General features: G+C 45.2%; 16 protein-coding genes. 7 read left to right on the forward strand and 9 right to left on the reverse strand.

The annotated features are described in order from the left end of the window. Positions 1-45: 45 nt before the first annotated feature. The 7 genes from ppsA (at position 46) to EGC80_RS14515 (ending at position 10,819) form a co-directional block, all read left to right on the forward strand. On the forward strand, positions 46-2,415 hold the full coding sequence (gene ppsA, locus EGC80_RS14485; RefSeq protein ID WP_124014294.1) for a phosphoenolpyruvate synthase: 2,370 nt from the start codon (positions 46-48) through the stop codon (positions 2,413-2,415). Positions 2,416-2,544: 129 nt separating this feature from the next. Continuing rightward, positions 2,545-5,595 carry a D-2-hydroxyglutarate dehydrogenase YdiJ gene (gene ydiJ / locus EGC80_RS14490; protein WP_124014295.1) on the forward strand — a complete coding sequence of 1,017 codons (3,051 nt, stop codon included), beginning with the start codon at positions 2,545-2,547 and terminating at the stop codon, positions 5,593-5,595. A gap of 12 nt (positions 5,596-5,607) precedes the next feature. Further along, complete coding sequence (locus EGC80_RS14495; protein ID WP_124014291.1) at positions 5,608-6,057, forward strand: DUF1285 domain-containing protein; 450 nt, start codon at positions 5,608-5,610, stop codon at positions 6,055-6,057. A 129-nt stretch (positions 6,058-6,186) separates the two neighbouring features. Beyond that, complete coding sequence (locus EGC80_RS14500; RefSeq protein ID WP_101030906.1) at positions 6,187-6,606, forward strand: MarR family winged helix-turn-helix transcriptional regulator; 420 nt, start codon at positions 6,187-6,189, stop codon at positions 6,604-6,606. A gap of 690 nt (positions 6,607-7,296) precedes the next feature. Continuing rightward, positions 7,297-7,566, forward strand: a complete 270-nt coding sequence (locus tag EGC80_RS14505; RefSeq protein ID WP_124014292.1) for a DUF211 domain-containing protein — start codon at positions 7,297-7,299, stop codon at positions 7,564-7,566. Positions 7,567-7,572: 6 nt separating this feature from the next. Further along, positions 7,573-8,157, forward strand: a complete 585-nt coding sequence (locus tag EGC80_RS14510) for a VIT1/CCC1 transporter family protein (RefSeq protein WP_101030910.1) — start codon at positions 7,573-7,575, stop codon at positions 8,155-8,157. A 1-nt stretch (position 8,158) separates the two neighbouring features. Next, positions 8,159-10,819 carry a cation-translocating P-type ATPase gene (locus tag EGC80_RS14515; protein WP_124014293.1) on the forward strand — a complete coding sequence of 887 codons (2,661 nt, stop codon included), beginning with the start codon at positions 8,159-8,161 and terminating at the stop codon, positions 10,817-10,819. Here EGC80_RS14515 and EGC80_RS14520 read toward each other — a convergent pair. The 9 genes from EGC80_RS14520 to EGC80_RS14560 form a co-directional block, all read right to left on the reverse strand. Further along, positions 10,782-11,813 (reverse strand): IS630 family transposase, encoded by a 1,032-nt coding sequence (locus EGC80_RS14520; RefSeq protein WP_124011554.1) that lies wholly within the window; start codon positions 11,811-11,813, stop codon positions 10,782-10,784. The two genes, EGC80_RS14515 and EGC80_RS14520, sit on opposite strands and share 38 nt — an antisense overlap. 659 nt (positions 11,814-12,472) lie before the next feature. Beyond that, positions 12,473-14,182, reverse strand: coding sequence for a Na(+)/H(+) antiporter subunit D (locus tag EGC80_RS14525; protein WP_124013884.1), 1,710 nt, complete (start codon positions 14,180-14,182; stop codon positions 12,473-12,475). After that, positions 14,172-14,486: a hypothetical protein gene (locus EGC80_RS14530; RefSeq protein ID WP_124013885.1), complete on the reverse strand. Its 315-nt coding sequence runs from the start codon at positions 14,484-14,486 to the stop codon at positions 14,172-14,174. Before EGC80_RS14530 ends, EGC80_RS14525 begins: the two co-directional genes overlap by 11 nt. A 1-nt stretch (position 14,487) precedes the next feature. Continuing rightward, complete coding sequence (locus tag EGC80_RS14535) at positions 14,488-15,954, reverse strand: monovalent cation/H+ antiporter subunit D family protein (RefSeq protein ID WP_124013886.1); 1,467 nt, start codon at positions 15,952-15,954, stop codon at positions 14,488-14,490. Further along, positions 15,951-17,441 (reverse strand): monovalent cation/H+ antiporter subunit D family protein, encoded by a 1,491-nt coding sequence (locus tag EGC80_RS14540; RefSeq protein WP_124013887.1) that lies wholly within the window; start codon positions 17,439-17,441, stop codon positions 15,951-15,953. Before EGC80_RS14540 ends, EGC80_RS14535 begins: the two co-directional genes overlap by 4 nt. A gap of 5 nt (positions 17,442-17,446) precedes the next feature. Further along, positions 17,447-17,806: a cation:proton antiporter subunit C gene (locus tag EGC80_RS14545; protein WP_101030922.1), complete on the reverse strand. Its 360-nt coding sequence runs from the start codon at positions 17,804-17,806 to the stop codon at positions 17,447-17,449. Next, on the reverse strand, positions 17,803-18,783 hold the full coding sequence (locus EGC80_RS14550; protein WP_124013888.1) for a DUF4040 domain-containing protein: 981 nt from the start codon (positions 18,781-18,783) through the stop codon (positions 17,803-17,805). The genes EGC80_RS14545 and EGC80_RS14550 overlap by 4 nt, the downstream gene beginning before the upstream one ends. Next, positions 18,780-19,139, reverse strand: a complete 360-nt coding sequence (gene mnhG, locus EGC80_RS14555; RefSeq protein ID WP_124013889.1) for a monovalent cation/H(+) antiporter subunit G — start codon at positions 19,137-19,139, stop codon at positions 18,780-18,782. The genes EGC80_RS14550 and mnhG overlap by 4 nt, the downstream gene beginning before the upstream one ends. Next, positions 19,132-19,413 carry a monovalent cation/H+ antiporter complex subunit F gene (locus tag EGC80_RS14560; RefSeq protein WP_233768506.1) on the reverse strand — a complete coding sequence of 94 codons (282 nt, stop codon included), beginning with the start codon at positions 19,411-19,413 and terminating at the stop codon, positions 19,132-19,134. Before EGC80_RS14560 ends, mnhG begins: the two co-directional genes overlap by 8 nt.

The following is a 19,413-nucleotide window of genomic DNA, read 5'->3' on the forward strand; positions in this document are numbered from 1 at the left end:
TTATGTGAAGTGGCCACTGAAATAAAAACTTGCGGAGATAAAACTGTGCAGCAATATGTACTCTGGTATCAAGAATTAGGCATGGGTGATGTTAACAAGGTTGGCGGAAAAAATGCATCCCTTGGAGAGATGATCAGCAATTTGGCCAACGCAGGAGTTCAGGTCCCTGGCGGCTTTGCAACAACTTCTCATGCGTTCAATGAGTTCCTTGAACAAAGTGGAGTTAACCAGAAAATTTTTGACATTCTGGCAACATTGGATGTTGATGATGTTACTGAGCTGGCAAAAGTAGGTGCGCAGATCAGACAATGGGTTATCGACACCCCATTTCAGCCAGCATTAGAAGTTGCCATTCGCGAAGCTTACGAGCAGTTGTCGAGCGAAACTCAAGAAGCGTCATTTGCAGTGCGTTCATCAGCGACAGCTGAAGATATGCCAGATGCGTCTTTTGCCGGCCAACAAGAAACATTCTTAAACGTTAAAGGGTTTGATGCTGTCATGCTGGCTGTTAAGCATGTTTATGCCTCACTGTTTAACGACCGTGCAATTTCTTATCGTGTTCATCAAGGTTACGAACATCAAGGAGTTGCTTTATCTGCTGGCGTACAACGTATGGTCCGTTCAGACAAAGCTGCTTCTGGTGTCATGTTCACCATGGACACTGAATCAGGTAACAATGACGTTGTCTTTATCACTTCATCTTTTGGTTTAGGTGAAATGGTTGTACAAGGCGCGGTTAACCCTGACGAATTCTATGTACACAAACCTATTTTAGCGCAAGGCCATCAGGCTGTTGTGCGTCGAAATATTGGTAGTAAGTTGATTCAGATGGTCTACTCTGATGATGCTGCACATGGCAAGCAAGTTAAAATTGAAGATGTTGCTGCTGAACAACGTCGTATATTCTCTATTAATGATGAAGAAGTCATGGAGCTTGCTAAGCAAGCAGTGATTATTGAAAAGCATTATGGCCGTGCGATGGATATCGAATGGGCAAAAGACGGTAACGACGGTAAGTTGTATATCGTTCAAGCTCGTCCAGAAACGGTCCGTAGCCGTGAAGATGTCCAGTTAATTGAACGTTTCCACTTGAAAACTAGGGGTGACGTAATCTGTGAAGGCCGTGCTATTGGTCATAAGATTGGTACCGGTGTGGCTAAGGTATTATCTTCGATTGATGAGATGGACCAAATTCAACCTGGTGATGTATTAGTCACCGACATGACAGACCCTGATTGGGAACCTATCATGAAGCGTGCGAGCGCGATTGTGACTAACCGTGGCGGCCGTACTTGCCATGCTGCGATCATTGCACGTGAATTAGGTGTACCTGCTGTTGTGGGTTGTGGTGATGTCACTGACCGTATTAAAACGGGCGACATTGTCACGGTATCTTGCGCTGAAGGCGATACTGGCTTAATTTATTCAGGTAAACAAGACTTTGAAATCATCACTAACCGTGTTGATACATTACCTGATTTACCGATGAAAATTATGATGAACGTCGGTAATCCTGACCGTGCATTCGACTTTGCTCGTTTACCTAACGAAGGTGTCGGTTTAGCGCGTTTAGAGTTCATCATTAACCGCATGATTGGTATTCACCCTAAAGCCTTGCTTGATTTCAACGGTCAAACTGCTGAACTGCAAACTGAAATCAATGAGATGATCGCTGGTTATGATTCTCCCGTTGAATTCTATATTGCACGTCTGGTTGAAGGTATTGCCACTATCGCATCGGCGTTCTATCCGAAGAAAGTGATCGTACGTATGTCAGACTTTAAGTCTAACGAGTATGCAAACTTAGTCGGTGGTGATCGCTACGAGCCAGATGAAGAAAACCCAATGTTGGGCTTTCGCGGTGCCAGCCGTTATATCTCTGAATCATTCCGCGATTGTTTCGCGCTTGAATGTGAAGCGATTAAACGCGTTCGTAAGCAAATGGGCTTAACCAACGTTGAAGTGATGATCCCATTTGTGCGTACTGTTAATGAAGCTGCTCAAGTGATTGAATTGCTTAAAGAACAAGGTTTAGAGCGCGGTAAAGACGGTTTACGCGTCATTATGATGTGCGAATTACCGTCAAACGCACTATTAGCTGACCAATTCCTTGAACATTTCGATGGTTTCTCTATCGGTTCAAACGACTTAACGCAGTTAACATTAGGGCTTGATCGTGACTCTGGTATTATCAGCCACTTGTTTGATGAGCGTAATGATGCGGTTAAAGCATTATTAGCCATGGCAATTAAAGCGGCTAAAGCCAAAGGTGCTTATGTGGGCATTTGTGGTCAAGGCCCATCAGACCATCCCGATTTTGCGGCATGGTTAGTAGAGCAAGGTATTGATTCTGTTTCTCTTAACCCAGATACAGTGATTGACACTTGGTTATATTTAGCTGAAGCACACTCATAAATAAGCATAAAAAATACAGTTTGATTTAACCTTTAACCTGTATTTTTTTCAACTTGTTAGAAAAGCCGCTATTTAGCGGCTTTTTTTTGTTTATAATGGATGTATATGCCAATAAATAATAAGTCCTCTATGTTACCTTTGCTATCACATAAACAAACATTAGAACCTATCTATCTTGAGTATCTTGACGCGCTTGAGCAAAGCGAGTTTGAAGGTGAAATAGACAAGCGTTACAGTGCGCGGCTTATTCAGGCAACCGATAACTCGGTATACCAGTTTTTACCGCAAGCGGTTATTTATCCTCTGCATCAACAAGATGTCGAGCTAGTGTTATCGCTAGCGGCGCAACCAAAATATAAACAAGTCACTTTTAGTGCTCGAGGCGGCGGCACTGGCACTAATGGTCAGGCGTTAACTCATGGGTTAATTTTGGATGTGTCACGTCATTTAGACCAAGTGCTTGAGATTAATGTCGAAGAAGGTTGGGCTAGAGTACAAGCTGGGGTGATTAAAGACGCCTTAAATGATGCCTTACGCCCGCATGGATTATTTTTCAGTCCCGATTTATCAACGTCTAATCGTGCCACTATTGGCGGTATGGTTAATACCGATGCCTCTGGTGCTGGCTCATTAGTTTACGGAAAAACATCAGATCACGTGTTAGGCGTGACCAGTGTACTCATTGATGGCAGCGTACTAACCACAACGCCGATTGCCCATAACAAGGTTGATCAACAACCTTTTGGTGCTAATCAGCTGGGCAATACCATCGCCAGCCAAATAGCGGCGATATGTTTGCAAAAACGGGACACTATTATTGAACGTTTCCCTAAATTGAACCGGTTTTTAACCGGCTATGATTTAAAGCATGTGTGGAACGATGACCTTAGCCAGTTTGATTTATCGCGTATTCTCACCGGTTCGGAAGGCACGCTGGCAGTGATCACCGAAACCAAGCTTAATCTTACCCCATTACCTAAAACTCGGATGATGGTGAATATTAAGTATGACTCATTTGAATCCGCGTTACGTCATGCGCCATCATTAGTACAGGCCAAAGCGACCGTCGTTGAAACCGTTGACTCCAAAGTGCTCAACCTTGCCCGTGAAGACATTATTTGGCATTCGGTTGCTGAGCAAATTAAAGCCGTACCGAACAAGATCATAGAAGGTCTTAATATGGTTGAGTTTGCCGGTGAAGATGATGAGGTTAACCATAAAGTCGCGCTATTAGAGGAGATGCTCAGCGGCCAACTCAGTCAACCCCAATTTGGTTTAGTCGGTTTTCAAATCATTACCGACATAAGTGATATCGACAGTATTTATGCAATGCGTAAAAAAGCGGTTGGCTTATTAGGTGCCACCAAAGGGACTCGTAAACCATTAGCCTTTGCCGAAGATACTGCCGTACCGCCAGAAAACTTAGCTGACTATATTATGGAATTTCGGGCGCTACTCGATAGCCATAATTTGCAGTACGGTATGTTTGGTCATGTTGATGCGGGGGTATTACATGTACGCCCGGCGCTTGATATGTGTGATGTCGCCGATGAGCAATTACTTAAAGTGATTTCAGATCAAGTTGCGGCATTAACGCTTAAATATGGCGGGCTGATGTGGGGTGAGCATGGCAAAGGGGTTCGCGGTGAATATGGCCCAGCCGTGTTTGGCGACGAACTCTATGGCGTACTGGAGCAGATCAAAGGTTTGTTTGATCCTGATAATCGTCTCAATCCTGGTAAATTAGTGGCGCCGCCTAAGTCAGGCCCATTGCTATTTAATGTCGACAGCGTTAAACGCGGCAGTTTCGATAGACAAATCCCAGTGCAGGTGCGTGACGCGTTTCCTGATGTGATGAACTGTAATGGTAATGGTCTGTGTTTTAACTACAGCAGTTATTCACCTATGTGCCCGTCGTTTAAAGTCACCGGTGACAGAGTACAATCACCTAAAGGTCGTGCGGGCTTAATGCGTGAATGGTTGCGTTTACTTGAAGCTGAAGGGGTCGATGTTGACGCTTTGGAAAAGTCTTCCCCACTGGGATGGATGCAACGAATTCAAAATACCCTAAACAACCAACGTGACTATGATTACTCCCATGAAGTGATGGAGTCACTTAAAGGCTGTTTGGCGTGTAAGGCCTGTTCTGGTCAATGTCCGGTCAAAGTAGATGTGCCGAAATTTAGGGCGCAATTTTTTAATATTTACTACAAACGTTATTTACGTCCTGCTAAAGATTATTTAGTTGCCGGTATCGAAGATTCATTGCCGTTGATGGCGGCCATGCCTAAATTGACTAACTTAGCCTCGCAGAACCCGCTGAGTAAATGGGTGATTAAAAAAGTCATTGGTTATGTCGATGCGCCTAAGCTATCAGTGCCTACACTAAAACAGCGCTTAGACGGACATTCAAGCCGCGGTTACGATTTGGGTTCCTTGTATACCATCCCTGAAGCGCAGCGCAGTCAATATGTGCTGGTGGTGCAAGACCCGTTTAACAGTTTTTATGATGCAGGCTTGGTTTACCGTTTTATTCAATTAATCGAAAAGCTTGGATTTAAGCCGGTATTGCTGCCATTTAAACCCAATGGTAAGCCGACGCATATTAAAGGCTTTTTGGACAAGTTTGCTAAAACAGCGCAAAACAGTGCTGACTTCTTAAACCGCGTTCATGCCCTTGGTATGCCGATGGTCGGGTTAGATCCGGCATTAGTATTATGTTATCGCGATGAGTATAAAGAAGCCTTAGGTCAGCGTCGTGGGCCATTTAAGGTGCTGTTAGCCAATGAATGGTTAACTGATGTTGTGGCATCCCGAAGTGAAGCGTCAGCTTTAGCAAAAGATGCACCGCAATACACTTGGTTCAGTCATTGCACTGAATCGACAGCGAAACCGAATACCGCCAATGAATGGAAAGCCATTTTTAGCCATTTTGGCGCCAAATTACACAGTGTTAATTTGGGGTGTTGCGGTATGGCGGGCACCTACGGTCACGAACTTGAAAACGTTGAGCGTTCTGAAAAACTGTTTGAGATGTCTTGGCAGCCGAGCATTGAAAAAATTGCTCAACACAGCCAAGTATTGGTATCTGGATATTCTTGTCGCAGCCAAGTGAAGCGCTTTGCAGGCTTTAAACCTCAGCATCCGATTGAAGCATTGCTTAAATTAATGACATCATAGAAGAGGCCGATTATGGAAGATGAAACAGAAACATTAAGTTCATATACTCGACCTGACGGTGTCGTGTTATGCAGTGATGACACACTGTTTCATATTCAAGCTAATGGTGATTGGCTGTATCTAAACAGTCCGTTGCCAGCAAAGTTTGCGGCCTTGTTTAGTAGTATCTTGCATTGCATCGAAGGCGAGTATTTTTTGATCACTCCCGTAGAGAAGGTTAAAGTATCGGTTGAGGCTTATCCCTTATTGCTGGTGGACTATCATGCCGATCCTATTGACGGTTATAAAAAAAATAAACTGATATTTACCAGTAGTATAGGTACAAAAATGCCCGTCATCGATGTTGCTGATATTACTGTGACAGACAATGGTATTTATGCACCAGTAGTACGGGGCCTAGTAGGGCAATTAAATCGCGCCTGTTATTATCGTTACATTAATGAATATTTATCTTTTGACTAAAATAGCTTTTCTTAACGTATAGAGATGGTAATCTAAAAATAAGTTCAAGTGTGATTTAGCTGCTGTAAAGGCATTGGCATTAGTCTTAAACCAGTCAATACATCCCACTGACGATGTAGGAGGTATCATTTGAAACGATTTGAAAGTTTAAGTTACCTGATTTCCCATCTTAATATTGCCTTGCAGCAAGAACTCGACACGCGTTTAAAGCGCTATGAGTTAGACAGTAAACTTTGGCCGGTGTTGTTTACGTTGTGGCAAGAGGAAGGATTAAGTCAAACAGAGTTGTCTAAGCGTTGTGATGTGGCCAACTACACAATGACTCGTCTGCTTGATCATCTGCAAGTCCAGGGATTTGTTACCCGTCACCAAGAAGCGGATAACCGCCGTGCATTTCAAATATTTTTAACCGACAATGGCAAAGCGCTCGAGCAAGACCTAATTCATGAAGCCGGGTGGGTTAATCAACACTTTTTAGCGGCATTAACCGATGTTGAACAAAGCGAGTTTATGCGCTTACTGAATAAAGTGAATCAATTTAACCAATAAATAGAGTCGATAAGTTCAGTTAATAATATCTCAGGGTAGTAGCCGCTATTTATTTTTTTATGGCCTGCGACCGCTAAAGTCGTGGCCCTTGCTCACATCTAATACACAGACCAAAAGGGGAACTACAGCTAACCTCTTTTTGATCTCTTCAGCCGTTTCGGCATTTCCCTTAGTTACTTAACCTGATGTGATGGTCTCCTTCCACTACGGCATCGATTTGCCATGATTGAAGTGGTTACAAACAATCAAAATGGGAGAAGACAAAATAAAGATTACTTAAATCGCTGATGCTAAAATTTTGCGATGGGATTAGCCAGCACTTTTAACCTCATTTGTAACCGTCTTAGGTTCATCTTATTTGTAAAAAGTGAGAATGCTAACGTTTCCGCTGATGCATCTTGTGCTGAATGAATATTATTGATTAAAACGCTTCTGAAAAATCATTCATTATTAAAACCTATCTTTTGCGGCTTGCATACCATCATAAAAAGCTAGCGTCATCTAAGTTAAAAGTCCCTATATTGATTACCGTAGCACTGCTAGATAAATGGTGCATATTAGACAGTATGACTTCAAATGTTAACCAAGACATTAGGGTCCAAAATTACCCAGAAATAGTAGGCGCTCCATGACAAATTGATGAGAGTTTTACTATAATTAACAAGACAAAGGATTAAAGGACTATTTTTTATGGTTAAGGTCAAAAGGATTGTTCTGGATGTACTCAAACCTCATCAACCTAATGCGCTTGATTTTTCTCGGGCCATTGCCGAAACAGGTGTCGATTATCAAGTAAAACTGGTTGTTCTTGAGATGGATGAAAATACCGAAACGGTTCAAATAGAGCTGTTTGGTAGCGCGATTGATTTTAAAGGCGTTCAATCTGCCATTAGCAACATGGGTGGTTCTCTTCACAGTATTGATGAGGTTGAAGTACATAATGAAACGGTTGCTGGTTAACATTTTATGAGTCTGTTAAATCAGGCCAAATTTTTATTAGATATCACCCGTACGCGGGGGATTGTGCGTCGTTATTTTGTTGTTAATGGCTTTGATGGTGCACTTACCATGCTAGGACTGATCATGGGTTTTCTTGTCAGTACCCCCGCCGATTTATCAATGATTATTGGTGTCTGTTTGGGTGCGGCGATTGCGCTGAGCATTAGTGGTATTAGTAGTGCTTACATCAGTGAATCTGCAGAGCGAAAGCATGCTTTGGGGCAACTGGAGAGGGCAATGATGAGTGATCTTCAACATAGTGCGCATGGCATCGCAACGCGCTGGGTACCCTTGTTGATTGCATTGGTGAATGGCCTAGCGCCGCTGGTCATTTCACTGTTAATATTATCGCCACTATGGCTGGCAACTGCCGGCGTCAACCTTCCTATTCCACCTCTGTATGCCGCCATCTTTGTGGCCCTGCTGCTCACTTTTTTATTGGGGGTTTTTCTTGGCCGGATATCCGGGGTGACGTGGTTACGCAGTGGCATACAGGCATTGCTAGTGGCGGTGATAACCGCCTCGCTTATTTACTTATTGGTCGGAAACTAACATGTCATCAGTAAAGTGGCACAGTTTACCATTTGCAGATGTTCTACAGCGGCTTAACTCTTCGTTAACAGGCCTGACCACGGAGCAGGCAAAAAAACGCCTGATTGAATATGGCCATAATGCTATTATCCAAAAACGACGACGTTCTCTGCTGTACATTTTACTCGGACAGTTTTCTGATTTCATGATTATTGTGTTGCTGGTAGCTGCGGTGATTTCGGGTTTTATCGGTGAGCCACAAGATACCATTGCCATTTTAGTGATTGTATTACTTAATGCGGTTATCGGCACTGTACAGGAATTTAAGGCAGAGCGAGCCGTGGCGGCATTGCGAAAAATGGCAGCGCCAGAGGCCTATGTACTACGTGATGGTCATCAAGTGACTCTTGGCGCAACAGAGCTGGTGCCGGGTGATGTTGTCATACTGGAAGCAGGCAATATTGTGCCTGCTGATCTGCGCTTACTGGAAGAGGAAGAGCTGCTGGTCGATGAATCAACATTGACTGGTGAATCGCACGCAATAGAAAAGCAAACAGAGCCGTTAGCGGATACCGCGTTGGCCATTGGTGATCGTGTTAATCTAGTATTTAAGAGCAGCATGATCACTCGTGGACGTGGCAAGGGGGTGGTGGTTGCCAGTGGAATGGAAACCGAGATAGGCCAGATTGCTGGGTTGCTACAAGATGAAGCCAGTGTCAAAACACCGCTCCAAACGCGATTGTCACGTTTTGGCCGTTACCTTGCTTTGGCCGTGCTGGCAATATGTGTGGTGGTGTTTGCTGCAGGCTTGCTGCAAGGACAGCCCATATTACTGATGTTTTTGACCTCGGTGAGCTTGGGCGTTGCCGCGATACCGGAAGCACTGCCGGCGGTGGTGACCATTTCACTTGCTCTGGGTGCGCGTAACTTGATTCGGCATAACGTGCTAGTGCGTAACTTACCCGCAGTGGAGACCCTAGGTTCAGTTACCTATATCTGTACTGACAAGACAGGTACTCTGACACAAAATCTCATGACCGTTGAGTTATTTTTCGCCGCTGGAGAGCAGCGCGGATCACTGCCTGAGCCAGAAGCCAGTATTCCATGGGCTGAGCTGGGCCAAGCCATGGCACTGAACAATGACATCATGGAAAAAGATGGAAAACCCGCAGGTGAACCGACCGAACTGGCGCTGTTTGAAGCAGCTCACATGGCCGGTTTTGACAAGTCCATCTTAGAGCTGACAACGCCACGTATAGCTGTGATTGCGTTTGATAGCGAACGAAAACAGATGACAACCTTGCATCAAACCGCCGATTTAGTGACTGCGTACATCAAAGGTGCACCGGAACAGGTACTACAACAATGTATTCAGGGCTTAAATAATGATGGGGTTACAGCCTTTGAAGTCGCGGCCGTGTTGGCTGAGGCCGCACAGTTAGCGAATAAAGGTTACCGTGTACTGGCATTTGCAAAACGTGAATTTAGCTGTTTACCTGAGTCAGTGGACGCCGAAACAGTGGAGCGAGAACTCACCTTTCTGGGGCTGGTGGCGCTGATCGACCCGCCACGGCCTGAAGTACCCCAGGCTGTGAATGATTGCCTTACCGCGGGCATTATTCCGGTAATGATTACTGGCGATCATCCAGGTACCGCGATGGCGATAGCACAACGTCTGGGTATTATAGATGATGATAGAAAGGTGTTAAGTGGTGATCAACTCGCTAAAATACCTGATGAAGAGTTCTCCCGCCTAGTTGACTCGATACGGGTGTACGCGAGGGTGACGCCTGAACAAAAATTACGTATCGTCAAAGCGTTGCAAGACAAAGGCGAATTTGTCGCTATGACCGGAGATGGCGTCAATGATGCGCCGGCATTGAAGCGGGCGAGTATTGGCGTGGCCATGGGGCTGAAGGGAACCGATGTAGCTCGTGAAGCTTCGGATATGGTATTACTGGATGATGATTTTTCCTCGATCGTTCGAGCGATACGGTCGGGGCGCCGCACCTTCGATAATATTCGCAAATTTATCAAATATACTTTGAGTTCCAATGCCGGTGAAATATTGACCTTATTCTTAGCACCATTTTTCGGGTTGCCTATTCCTTTACTGCCGATCCATATCCTGTGGATTAACCTAGTGACCGATGGCCTGCCGGGCCTTGCATTAACCACCGAGCCAGCCGAACCGGATATAATGAATCGTGCGCCATGTCCTCCAAAGGAAAGTATTTTTTCTCATGGTATGTGGCAGCATATTCTCTGGGTTGGGTTATTTATTGGTGGAATATCCATTGCTACTATGGCGTGGGCTATTTCCCGTGATGTCGTTTACTGGCAGACTATGGTGTTTACCGTATTAACCGTATCGCAGTTGTTTCACTCACTGGCGGTTCGCAGCGAGAGCACTTCATTCTTGCGCATTGGTTTATTCAGTAATTTACCAATGCTAGGGTCATTTTTGCTGACGTTGTTATTACAGATGGTGGTGATTTATACGCCCGCATTAAATACCATTTTCCATACCCAGCCTCTACCAATGGTCGATCTTGCTGTCTGTCTGTTTATTTCTTCGCTTATTCTGTTTGCTGTCGAGATTGAAAAATGGCTAATGCACCGTGGTGTTATATACTCAAGTGAATTCAAACTGCAGGTTTTAATTTCTGAAAGTTATCATTAATTGTATCACCGAGCGTGTCAGCAATATCGGGGAGGGTGATGCTAAAAAAGTCAGTGATTTTTCGTCGGAATTCTTTTGTCGTTGCGAAGTATTGCCCATTCCTCGCATGTTTATTCATCACCTTCCACAATCGTTCTATTGGGTTTAAATTTGGACTATAAGGCGGCAGGTAATGCAATGTTATATTCAGATGTTCAGCCTCTTTAACCACTAAGGCATTTCGATGGTATCCAGCGCCATCAAGCACCAAATGGATAACACCACTTGTTGAGTAACGCGCTCTAATTTGGTTTAAAAAATCGATGATGGATGCACCGTTAACCGTTTTGCTATATTGCTCAATGACCGCTTCTGTTAAGTGACCAAGTCGGATTGCACCAACCACGTTAATACGGGTTCGGCTTCCCGTCGTTTCTATCGGTTTATCAACGCCTTTTTTTATCCAGCCAGCGGTGATTTTTGTGGCTTGGGTCGGATGAACCGCATCCATAAATAATAACGGTTCATCAGGGGTTAACGAGGATTTTAGTTGCTCATAATATTCAATGAAAGCCGTTTGTTTGTCTTCATCAAATTTGTGAGGAACCCCTTTAGGGTTTTTATAGCTGAACTGATGTTTATGCAGCCATTTATTGAGGCCTGACACTGTGTACTTAATCTGAAATTGTTCTGAGATATAAGCGACTATTTGATGGCTATGCAAGTAGGTCACCTCACACAGGTGTGCAATCAATAGTTCAGTTTGCTCTTGACTCAGATAACTTAAGGAGCCGCCACTATTACACGTGAGTTTTTGGTCGTGAGCATAGGCATCAATGTATCGAACTACGGTCGTTTCGTGAATACGTAACGCTTGGGCAATCATTGGCGTTGGCCAATTTTCATCGCGTAGTAAAATGGCTTTAATGCGATCACACTCACGCCTATCACTCGAGCTTTTATGTCGAGTTTCCAATGCTACTTTTTGTTCTGGCGAGAGTGTAATTTGTTTCATAGGGCTATGATGATCCCATTTGGGACAAAATCAAGCATTTTCAATGATCACGGGTATATACGCATAGTGCGTTACCACTATGGCCTACGGTGACTAACGTCGTGGTGCTTCGCCCACACTAGGCCATATCTTAAACCCACTTTTGTCCACCTCTCAGCTGGCATGGCTAGCTAAGGTCGCACGCCCCAAAGCAATTTAGAGCGACTACTCATTCACGATATACTTATATCGGTTTGCCATATATTTACTCATGCGAGCAATGGGGTTAGTTTCAATATCAATTAATTTACAAGAATGAATCTAAAAAAATGGCTAACCTTACTTAGCTTATAAAGTAAGGTTAGTACCAAAGGTAAAGCGGATATAATTGGCTAGTTCATTTTGAGATAGTCGCTAGAAAATGGCATCTTTTTCTACGTTTCAGCACCATAAAACCTTCCCATAGAGTGTTATGTTTATGTGTACGGCTATAATTGATTTATGCTAAAACACCGCCTAAGTTTCTCGTTATGAAAACACAGAAATGTTAGTAATAGCATGTTTAGCACTAGCCTCCAGCCCCCACAATACGCATCTTCAACACGTGTAAGAGTCACTACCTGATCTGAGAAATTACTACTCCAAATGGGGCCAAGTGAAAAATTTGCTGCCCATTGCTGCTACAGGTAGTACAACAACACGTAGGCCGAAAGCAACCCAGCGATCCATAGCACAGTAGTGCCCACGGGCCAAGAGCGCGCGAACACGCCGCGCTCTTGGCTATCTGCTGTATGCGGTTGGCCTAGGTAACGCACTGCCATACGTTGTAAGAATTTCTGCAAGCGGTTTCGTTGTTGCGTAACCACTTCACCTAGTGAGCTAAGCGCTCGTTCGATCAACCTAAACAATGAAAAGGCCGCACGTCGCCAAAGCCAATCTGTGTCGAGGCTAATCGTCATGGTACGTTTCATTAGTGGCAATAATACGAAGAAAGCCAGTCCTGAAAATAGCAACAACTGCAAGTAGAAAAGTACTTTACCAATCGAGTACGGTTGGTAGTCAACGGGGTAGGGAAGCAGGGCATAAAGCATTTCAGGGAAAACACCCAGTAAAATGCACAAGCTGGCAAAAATGATCATCGCCAACCCCATATTCCATGGCGCATCTTTTGGTCTTAACCCCGAGTCTTTTTGGAAGAACACAAACCATGGGAATTTGATCCCGGCATGAAGAAATACACCGGCCGACGCGGCGGTTAATGCCATGTAAACCCACACTAGATTTCCATCAACAGCTGCCTGGGATATCATGCTTTTTGTTGTAAAACCTGAAGTCAGTGGAAAACTTGAAATGGCTAGCGCGCCAATAATACCGCAGACGCAGGTGAGTGGCATGGTGCGAAATAGTCCACCCAGCTCCATACATTTATTTTTCCCGGTGCGGTATATAACAACCCCAGCACTCATAAACAGGAGTGCTTTATATATAATATGTGCAAAAGCATGAGCCGTCGCGCCATTAAGAGCCATTTCGGTACCAATGCCTACGGCAACCACCATAAATCCTACTTGGTTAACCACGGAATAGGCAAGGATCCGCCGTACATCATTTTCCAATAAGGCGAAAATAATACCGTACATAACCATAAATAGACCTATGCCAATTAGCACAGGTTCGCCTGGGAATAATAATATCAGTGCCAGTACAGCTGTTTTGGTCGTAAATGCCGACAGGAACACCGAGCCTGTGGGGGTAGATTCAGGGTATGCATCGGCTAGCCAAGCTGATACCGGAGGGGCCGCGGCGTTTATCAATATGCCGATAAGTATCATCCATGTGCTGAAATCTGTTGCCAGCATAGGTTGAATTTGGATAGAACCGGTACCTATCACTACACCTTCAATTCCAACTTTAAGCACCACGCCACCGAGAAGATGCATGATGGCATAACGTATTCCAGCTGCTCGTGCACCAGGCGTTCCACCACACCACACAACAATGGTAGAAAATATCGCCATCAGTTCCCAGTATAAAAACATCGTAATGAGGTCGCCGGCAAAACAGACGCCTATAGCACCTGCAGCGTATGCAAAGGCTGCGGCAAGTTCATACCAACGCGCTATACGAAAAGAGTAAAGACCTCCTACAAAGACCATGATCGCAAAAATAGTAGCAAACAATCGCCTTAGCGGACTCCCCTCGAGGGGTTCAATATTGTATGAAAGAAATTTTACCGTGCCCTGAACACCATCAGGGATCTGCCATATGGCCCACAGGGTAATAATTGGCGCTATTAATATGACAGCCGTCCGCGCGTGACCCTTAACCAAACATATTAGAACAGCAGCTATTAGCAGGATAAATGCTGGAGAGAAAAGTTCAAACGTCATTGCTGCTCTCCTTTACCTTGTCATGACTGGGGGCTGAGGTTTGAACTTGTTCTGGTTCATCGTAATAGTCTAGTGGGCGTTTTAGAAACAGACCTAATAATTTTGCGACTAGTACCATCACCAGACAACTGACAAATCCATAAACTGCACCAAACCCAAACCAGCCATCAAAGCCGAAATAACCTTTAACGTATATGACTGTCTGCGCAAGCACCACCAAGGTCAGTACAACACTGAAACCAATCCAGAGCTTACGAATCGTTGAAGGTCGCACTAACCAGTGCAATTGTTTTTCGTCATTCATTTTAACCGAGCCCCTTAACTACTTGGCTTTCCAATTCAATGACTGGACCGTTAAATAAAAAGAAAGCCAGTGTCAGTATGGCGGTCATACACAATGCCAGCACAGCTAAAAACGGTGCTTCGCCGTGTTCCTTGTCACCGTCTTTTTCTCGCTCAAACCAAACTAGGTATAAAATCGGCAAAAAGTAAGCGGCATTAAGAACGGTACTTGCAATGATGGTGAATACTGCCACTAGATTGTTAGCTTCGAAAGCTCCGGCCAAAATATACCATTTTGAGACGAATCCCGCGGTGGGAGGGACACCAATCATGCTCAGGGCACCGATGGTAAACGCCGCCATTGTCCATGGCATGCGCCTACCAATACCCCGTAATTGATGGATTTCGGTTTTTTTGGAGGCAACATAAATTGCGCCTGCAGCAAAGAACAAAGTAATCTTACCAAAAGCATGCGCCACCATATGTATGGCGGCGCCAACCTCTGCGAGTGGTTTGAGAATGGCTGAGGCCATAACCACATACGATAGCTGGGCAATAGTTGAGTAGGCTAGTAGGCGTTTGATGTTGGTTTGGCGCATTGCAACTAGACTCGCTACAATGATGGTAAAAGCCGCAACATATAAAAGCCATTCTGAGCTGGGTGATTCAAATAGATATTCAATCCCGAATATATAAACGATGATCTTGGTGATCGCAAAAACACCAGCTTTAACTACCGCAACGGCATGCAGTAAAGCGCTCACTGGGGTAGGTGCCACCATAGCCGCCGGTAGCCATTTGTGTACAGGCATCACTGCAGCCTTGCCAATACCGAATACAAACAAGGCCAGAAGTAACCCTATTTCTGGGTCATTCAACTTACCGGCGAGGATCCCGCCTGTAGTAAAGTCACCCGTTCCTGCCACGGTATAAGTCCAGATGATTGCAGGAAGGAACAAACCAATAGATGTACTGAGTAAAACACCCAGATAAATTCTTGCCGAACGTATTGTAGCCGCATCGCCTTTATGTGCTACCAGAGGGTATGTCGAGAGTGTTAATAGTTCGTAGAATAAAAAGAGAGTGAATAGATTCCCAGCGAAAGCAACACCAATAGTGGCTGAAAGAGCTAGCGCGAAGCATACAAAAAATCTAGTTTGGTTTTTCTCTTTATTACCGCGCATGTAGCCAACGGAATATATCGAGTTGATGAGCCAAAGTCCGGATGCCAATGCTGCGAATAACATGCCCAGAGGTTCAACAGTAAAGGCAATGTTGAGCCCTGGCATGACCTCGCTAACGTCTATCGAGGGCCGTCCTCCATCCATAAGGATCGGAAGTAATCCCCATACCACCCAGATTAATGAAACAGACGTAATAGCCGTTGCAGCTTCGCGAATATTAGGGCCTATACGCCCAGCAAGGGAAATAGCCAGAGCTCCTACTATTGGAAGGCCAATGGCGACTAATATGGTCGTTTCTGGTGTCATTGTGAACCCTCCAAGAGAAGGGCTGCAGCACTATTTGCGAGTTCTAATGGAACCTGTGGAAACAGTCCGAAGTATATATTGAGTAGTGCAATAAAACCGGTAACTAATAACATTTGTACTGGTGCTTCAGATGTTGGGCCTTCTCCGTCAACAGGAGCTTGGAAGTAAAGTGCTTCAACGATGCGCCAAACATAAACCACCGCCATCAAGGAACTGACGAGAATAATTGCTACTAGCCCCCAACCCCAAGGTCCGCTTTCCAAAGCTGCGGTAATAAGTAGCCATTTACTAATAAATCCCGCAGTACCAGGCACGCCGATTAAGCTCAAACCACACACAACAAAAGCAGCACAAGTCCAAGGCATACGAGCTGCAGCACCACCGAGTTGATTTAGGCGCAAGTCGCGATACTTATAAGCTAGACAAGCAACCGCGAGGAACAAGCCTCCTTTTGCCAGCGCATGGTTGAACAGATGCATCGCGCTGGCGCTGAGTCCGGCCATGCTGACAAAGCTAGCACCAAGCAAAATATAGCCTATTTGTGCAATAGATGATGAAGCAAGCAGTCTTTTAAGATGTCCTTCGAACATCGCGACTGCTGAGGCAATAAGTATTCCGAGAATGGCCAATGGCATCGCAAACAATGCGAACTGAATTTCGTGATCCTCAAGCGTGGCCTGAAATACCATATAGTCAAATCGGATCAGTACATACAGTGCAACCTTGGTCGCGCAAGCAGCGAGAAACACAGTCACCATGTGCGGTGCGTGTGTATAGGCGTTTGGCACCCAAACATGCAAAGGAAACACTGCAGCTTTAAGAGCCAAACCAATAGTGATGAATCCCGCCGCGACTAGAACCGGATTTATGTCGGTAACATCACCGAGGCGATCTTGTATATCAGCTAAGTTAAGTGTGCCGGTCATCATATAGATTAACCCCACACCAATCAGGTAGAAGGTTGCGCCAATAGTGCCCATCATTAGATATTTGAAAACCGCTGGAAGTGCGCGACGGTCTGGACCACCTGCTATTAATATGTAGCTGGCCAGCGATGAAATTTCCATGAAGACAAAAATATTGAAGGCATCTGCTGATACGACAATACCCACAAGTCCAGATAGAACCAGTAACCATGCTGAGTAGAATAGTGGCTGACGTTCAGATTCAACCTGTTGATCAATGCTTGATCTGGCTGCCAACAAGGCTGTAGCGCCGGCACCTGTGATCACCAGTAATAACAGTGCACTAAACGCATCTACCGACAAGGCAATACCATAAGGTGCAGGCCAGCCCCCCATGGCGTACTCGAGGGTTTGACCGTCTAAAACAGCTAAGGCAAGCGTCAGAGCGATGGCAAAACTCACCAAAGCGGCGGCAGTTGCCCCCGCCCATGCCAGACCTCGTGGTTGTAATAGGACAATAAGTGGTGCCGATAACATCGGTACCACAACTTGTAAAGCAGGAAGGTGTGCTAATAAGTCCATAGTAGTTAGTCGGCGTCCAAAATTTCGTTTTCTTCTATCGTGCCGTAACATTCACTGATACGTACCACAATGGCCAGTCCCAATGCGAGAGTAGATACTCCCACAACGATGGCTGTTAGTATCAGTACTTGTGGTACTGGGTTTGAAAATATTTGATCTTCTACACCGCTTTGTATGATGGGGGCTGTCCCGCCTTCTACCTTGTCCATAGTAATATACATAAGGAATACAGCAGATTGAAATATGGATAATCCAATTAGTTTTTTTATCAAATTGATTTTGCTAATCACGGCATACAGTCCCACCGTTAAAATGATAGCGAATACCCAATAATTGAAGTAGCCCAGCAGTTCCAATAGTTTCATGACAATCTCTCACGGGCAGCGAACGCATGGAAAATGGCCAGAAGTGCACCACAAACCGCCATGCCAACGCCGGCCTCGATAATTAATATACCCAGCTGTTGTCCAAACACTGGGTCAGCGGCTAGTACTGAATAATCTAGAAATGCTCCTCCCATCAACATGCAAGCCACACCCACGCCGCCATATAGCAATGCACCGCCTATAACCATACCCAACAGCACCCCGCGAGGTATTGCGCGCAACGCTTCGGATTCGCCTTCGAGCACGGCGTAAAGGATTACGCCTGTGGCAATAATTGCACCAGCTTGGAATCCACCGCCCGGGCCATATTCGCCATGGAATTGTACATAAAGACCAAATAACACGATAAACGGGATCAGCAGTCGGCCGACTACTTGGGGGATCAGATGGTGGCGTAGACCACTACTTTTTTTAATCACGGGCTGATTTTTTCGTGGAGGGCTCACACCAAGGATGAATAAAACCCCGATACAAGCAGCGAAAACAACAAACACCTCGCCCAGCGTGTCATAGCCTCGAAAGCTGCCAAGGATTGCGGTGACCACATTGGGAATATCGATATACTCAGGCGTTTTTTCTAGATACCAAGGCGCAAGATGTTGATGCACTGGGGCATCAGGGTCGCCGAGCCGTGGTTTGTCGAAAGTGGCGTATATTATTAGCAATGCCAGAACGCTCACAGTACCTAGAGCTACCCACCGACCTCCCTCTCGAGCTTTTTCCCGGTCACCAGTCAGCTCCAATGCACAGAGGAAGATTACCGTTGTCACTCCAGCACCCACCGCGGCTTCTGTGAGTGCTACATCAGCAGCGTCCAAAATAAAAAAGTTGGCCGCCATTAGTAAACTGAATATAGATGTCAGCATTACCGCGACAAACAGGTCGTCGGTGCGCACTATCGCAATAGCGGTAATGACGAGAAGGGTCAGTAGGAACAGTGCAAAAATTAAGATCATTCTCCGGTCCCCTCTTTGGGTAAGTTGCTAGCCTTGGGTGCGTCGCTAGCGCTTCCATCGTCTGGCTTAAGACCGGATAATAGCGCGGCATTGGCCAGCGCATAGGTAGCGGTTGGGCCAGTCAGTAGCAAAAACAGCATAATAGCAAACAGTTTAATAGCGGCTAGGGACAAACCGGCTTGTAGGATCATACCAACAAAAATTAAGATAGTCGCCATGGTATCAGTAAGACTGGCGGCATGAATTCTGGTGTAAAAGTTTGGCAGGCGCAGGCCGCCTATGCCGCCGATCAACACGCAGGCACCACCTAGAACGAGTAGAATCCAACTCAGAATATCTAGCGCGACATCAATCATTTTCTGCCTCAGAATCAGATTTTCTTCGGGAACGATTTTGGAAATAATTTAATACTGCAAGAATCCCGACCATATTGACCAGAGCGTAGGCCAACGCAAGATCAAGAAAATCAGGCCGACCGTAAAGAAATGCAATGACGGACAGTAACAAAACGGTCTTGGTACCAAACACATTGACTGCCAGTACGCGATCGTAAACGCTTGGCCCTTTAAGTGCTCTCACTAGGGCCAATACCATGGTCACCAAAATGGCTATAGAGACAACAATATACAT

The sequence above is a fragment of the Shewanella psychromarinicola genome (assembly GCF_003855155.1).
Classification (GTDB): Bacteria; Pseudomonadota; Gammaproteobacteria; order Enterobacterales; family Shewanellaceae; genus Shewanella; species Shewanella psychromarinicola.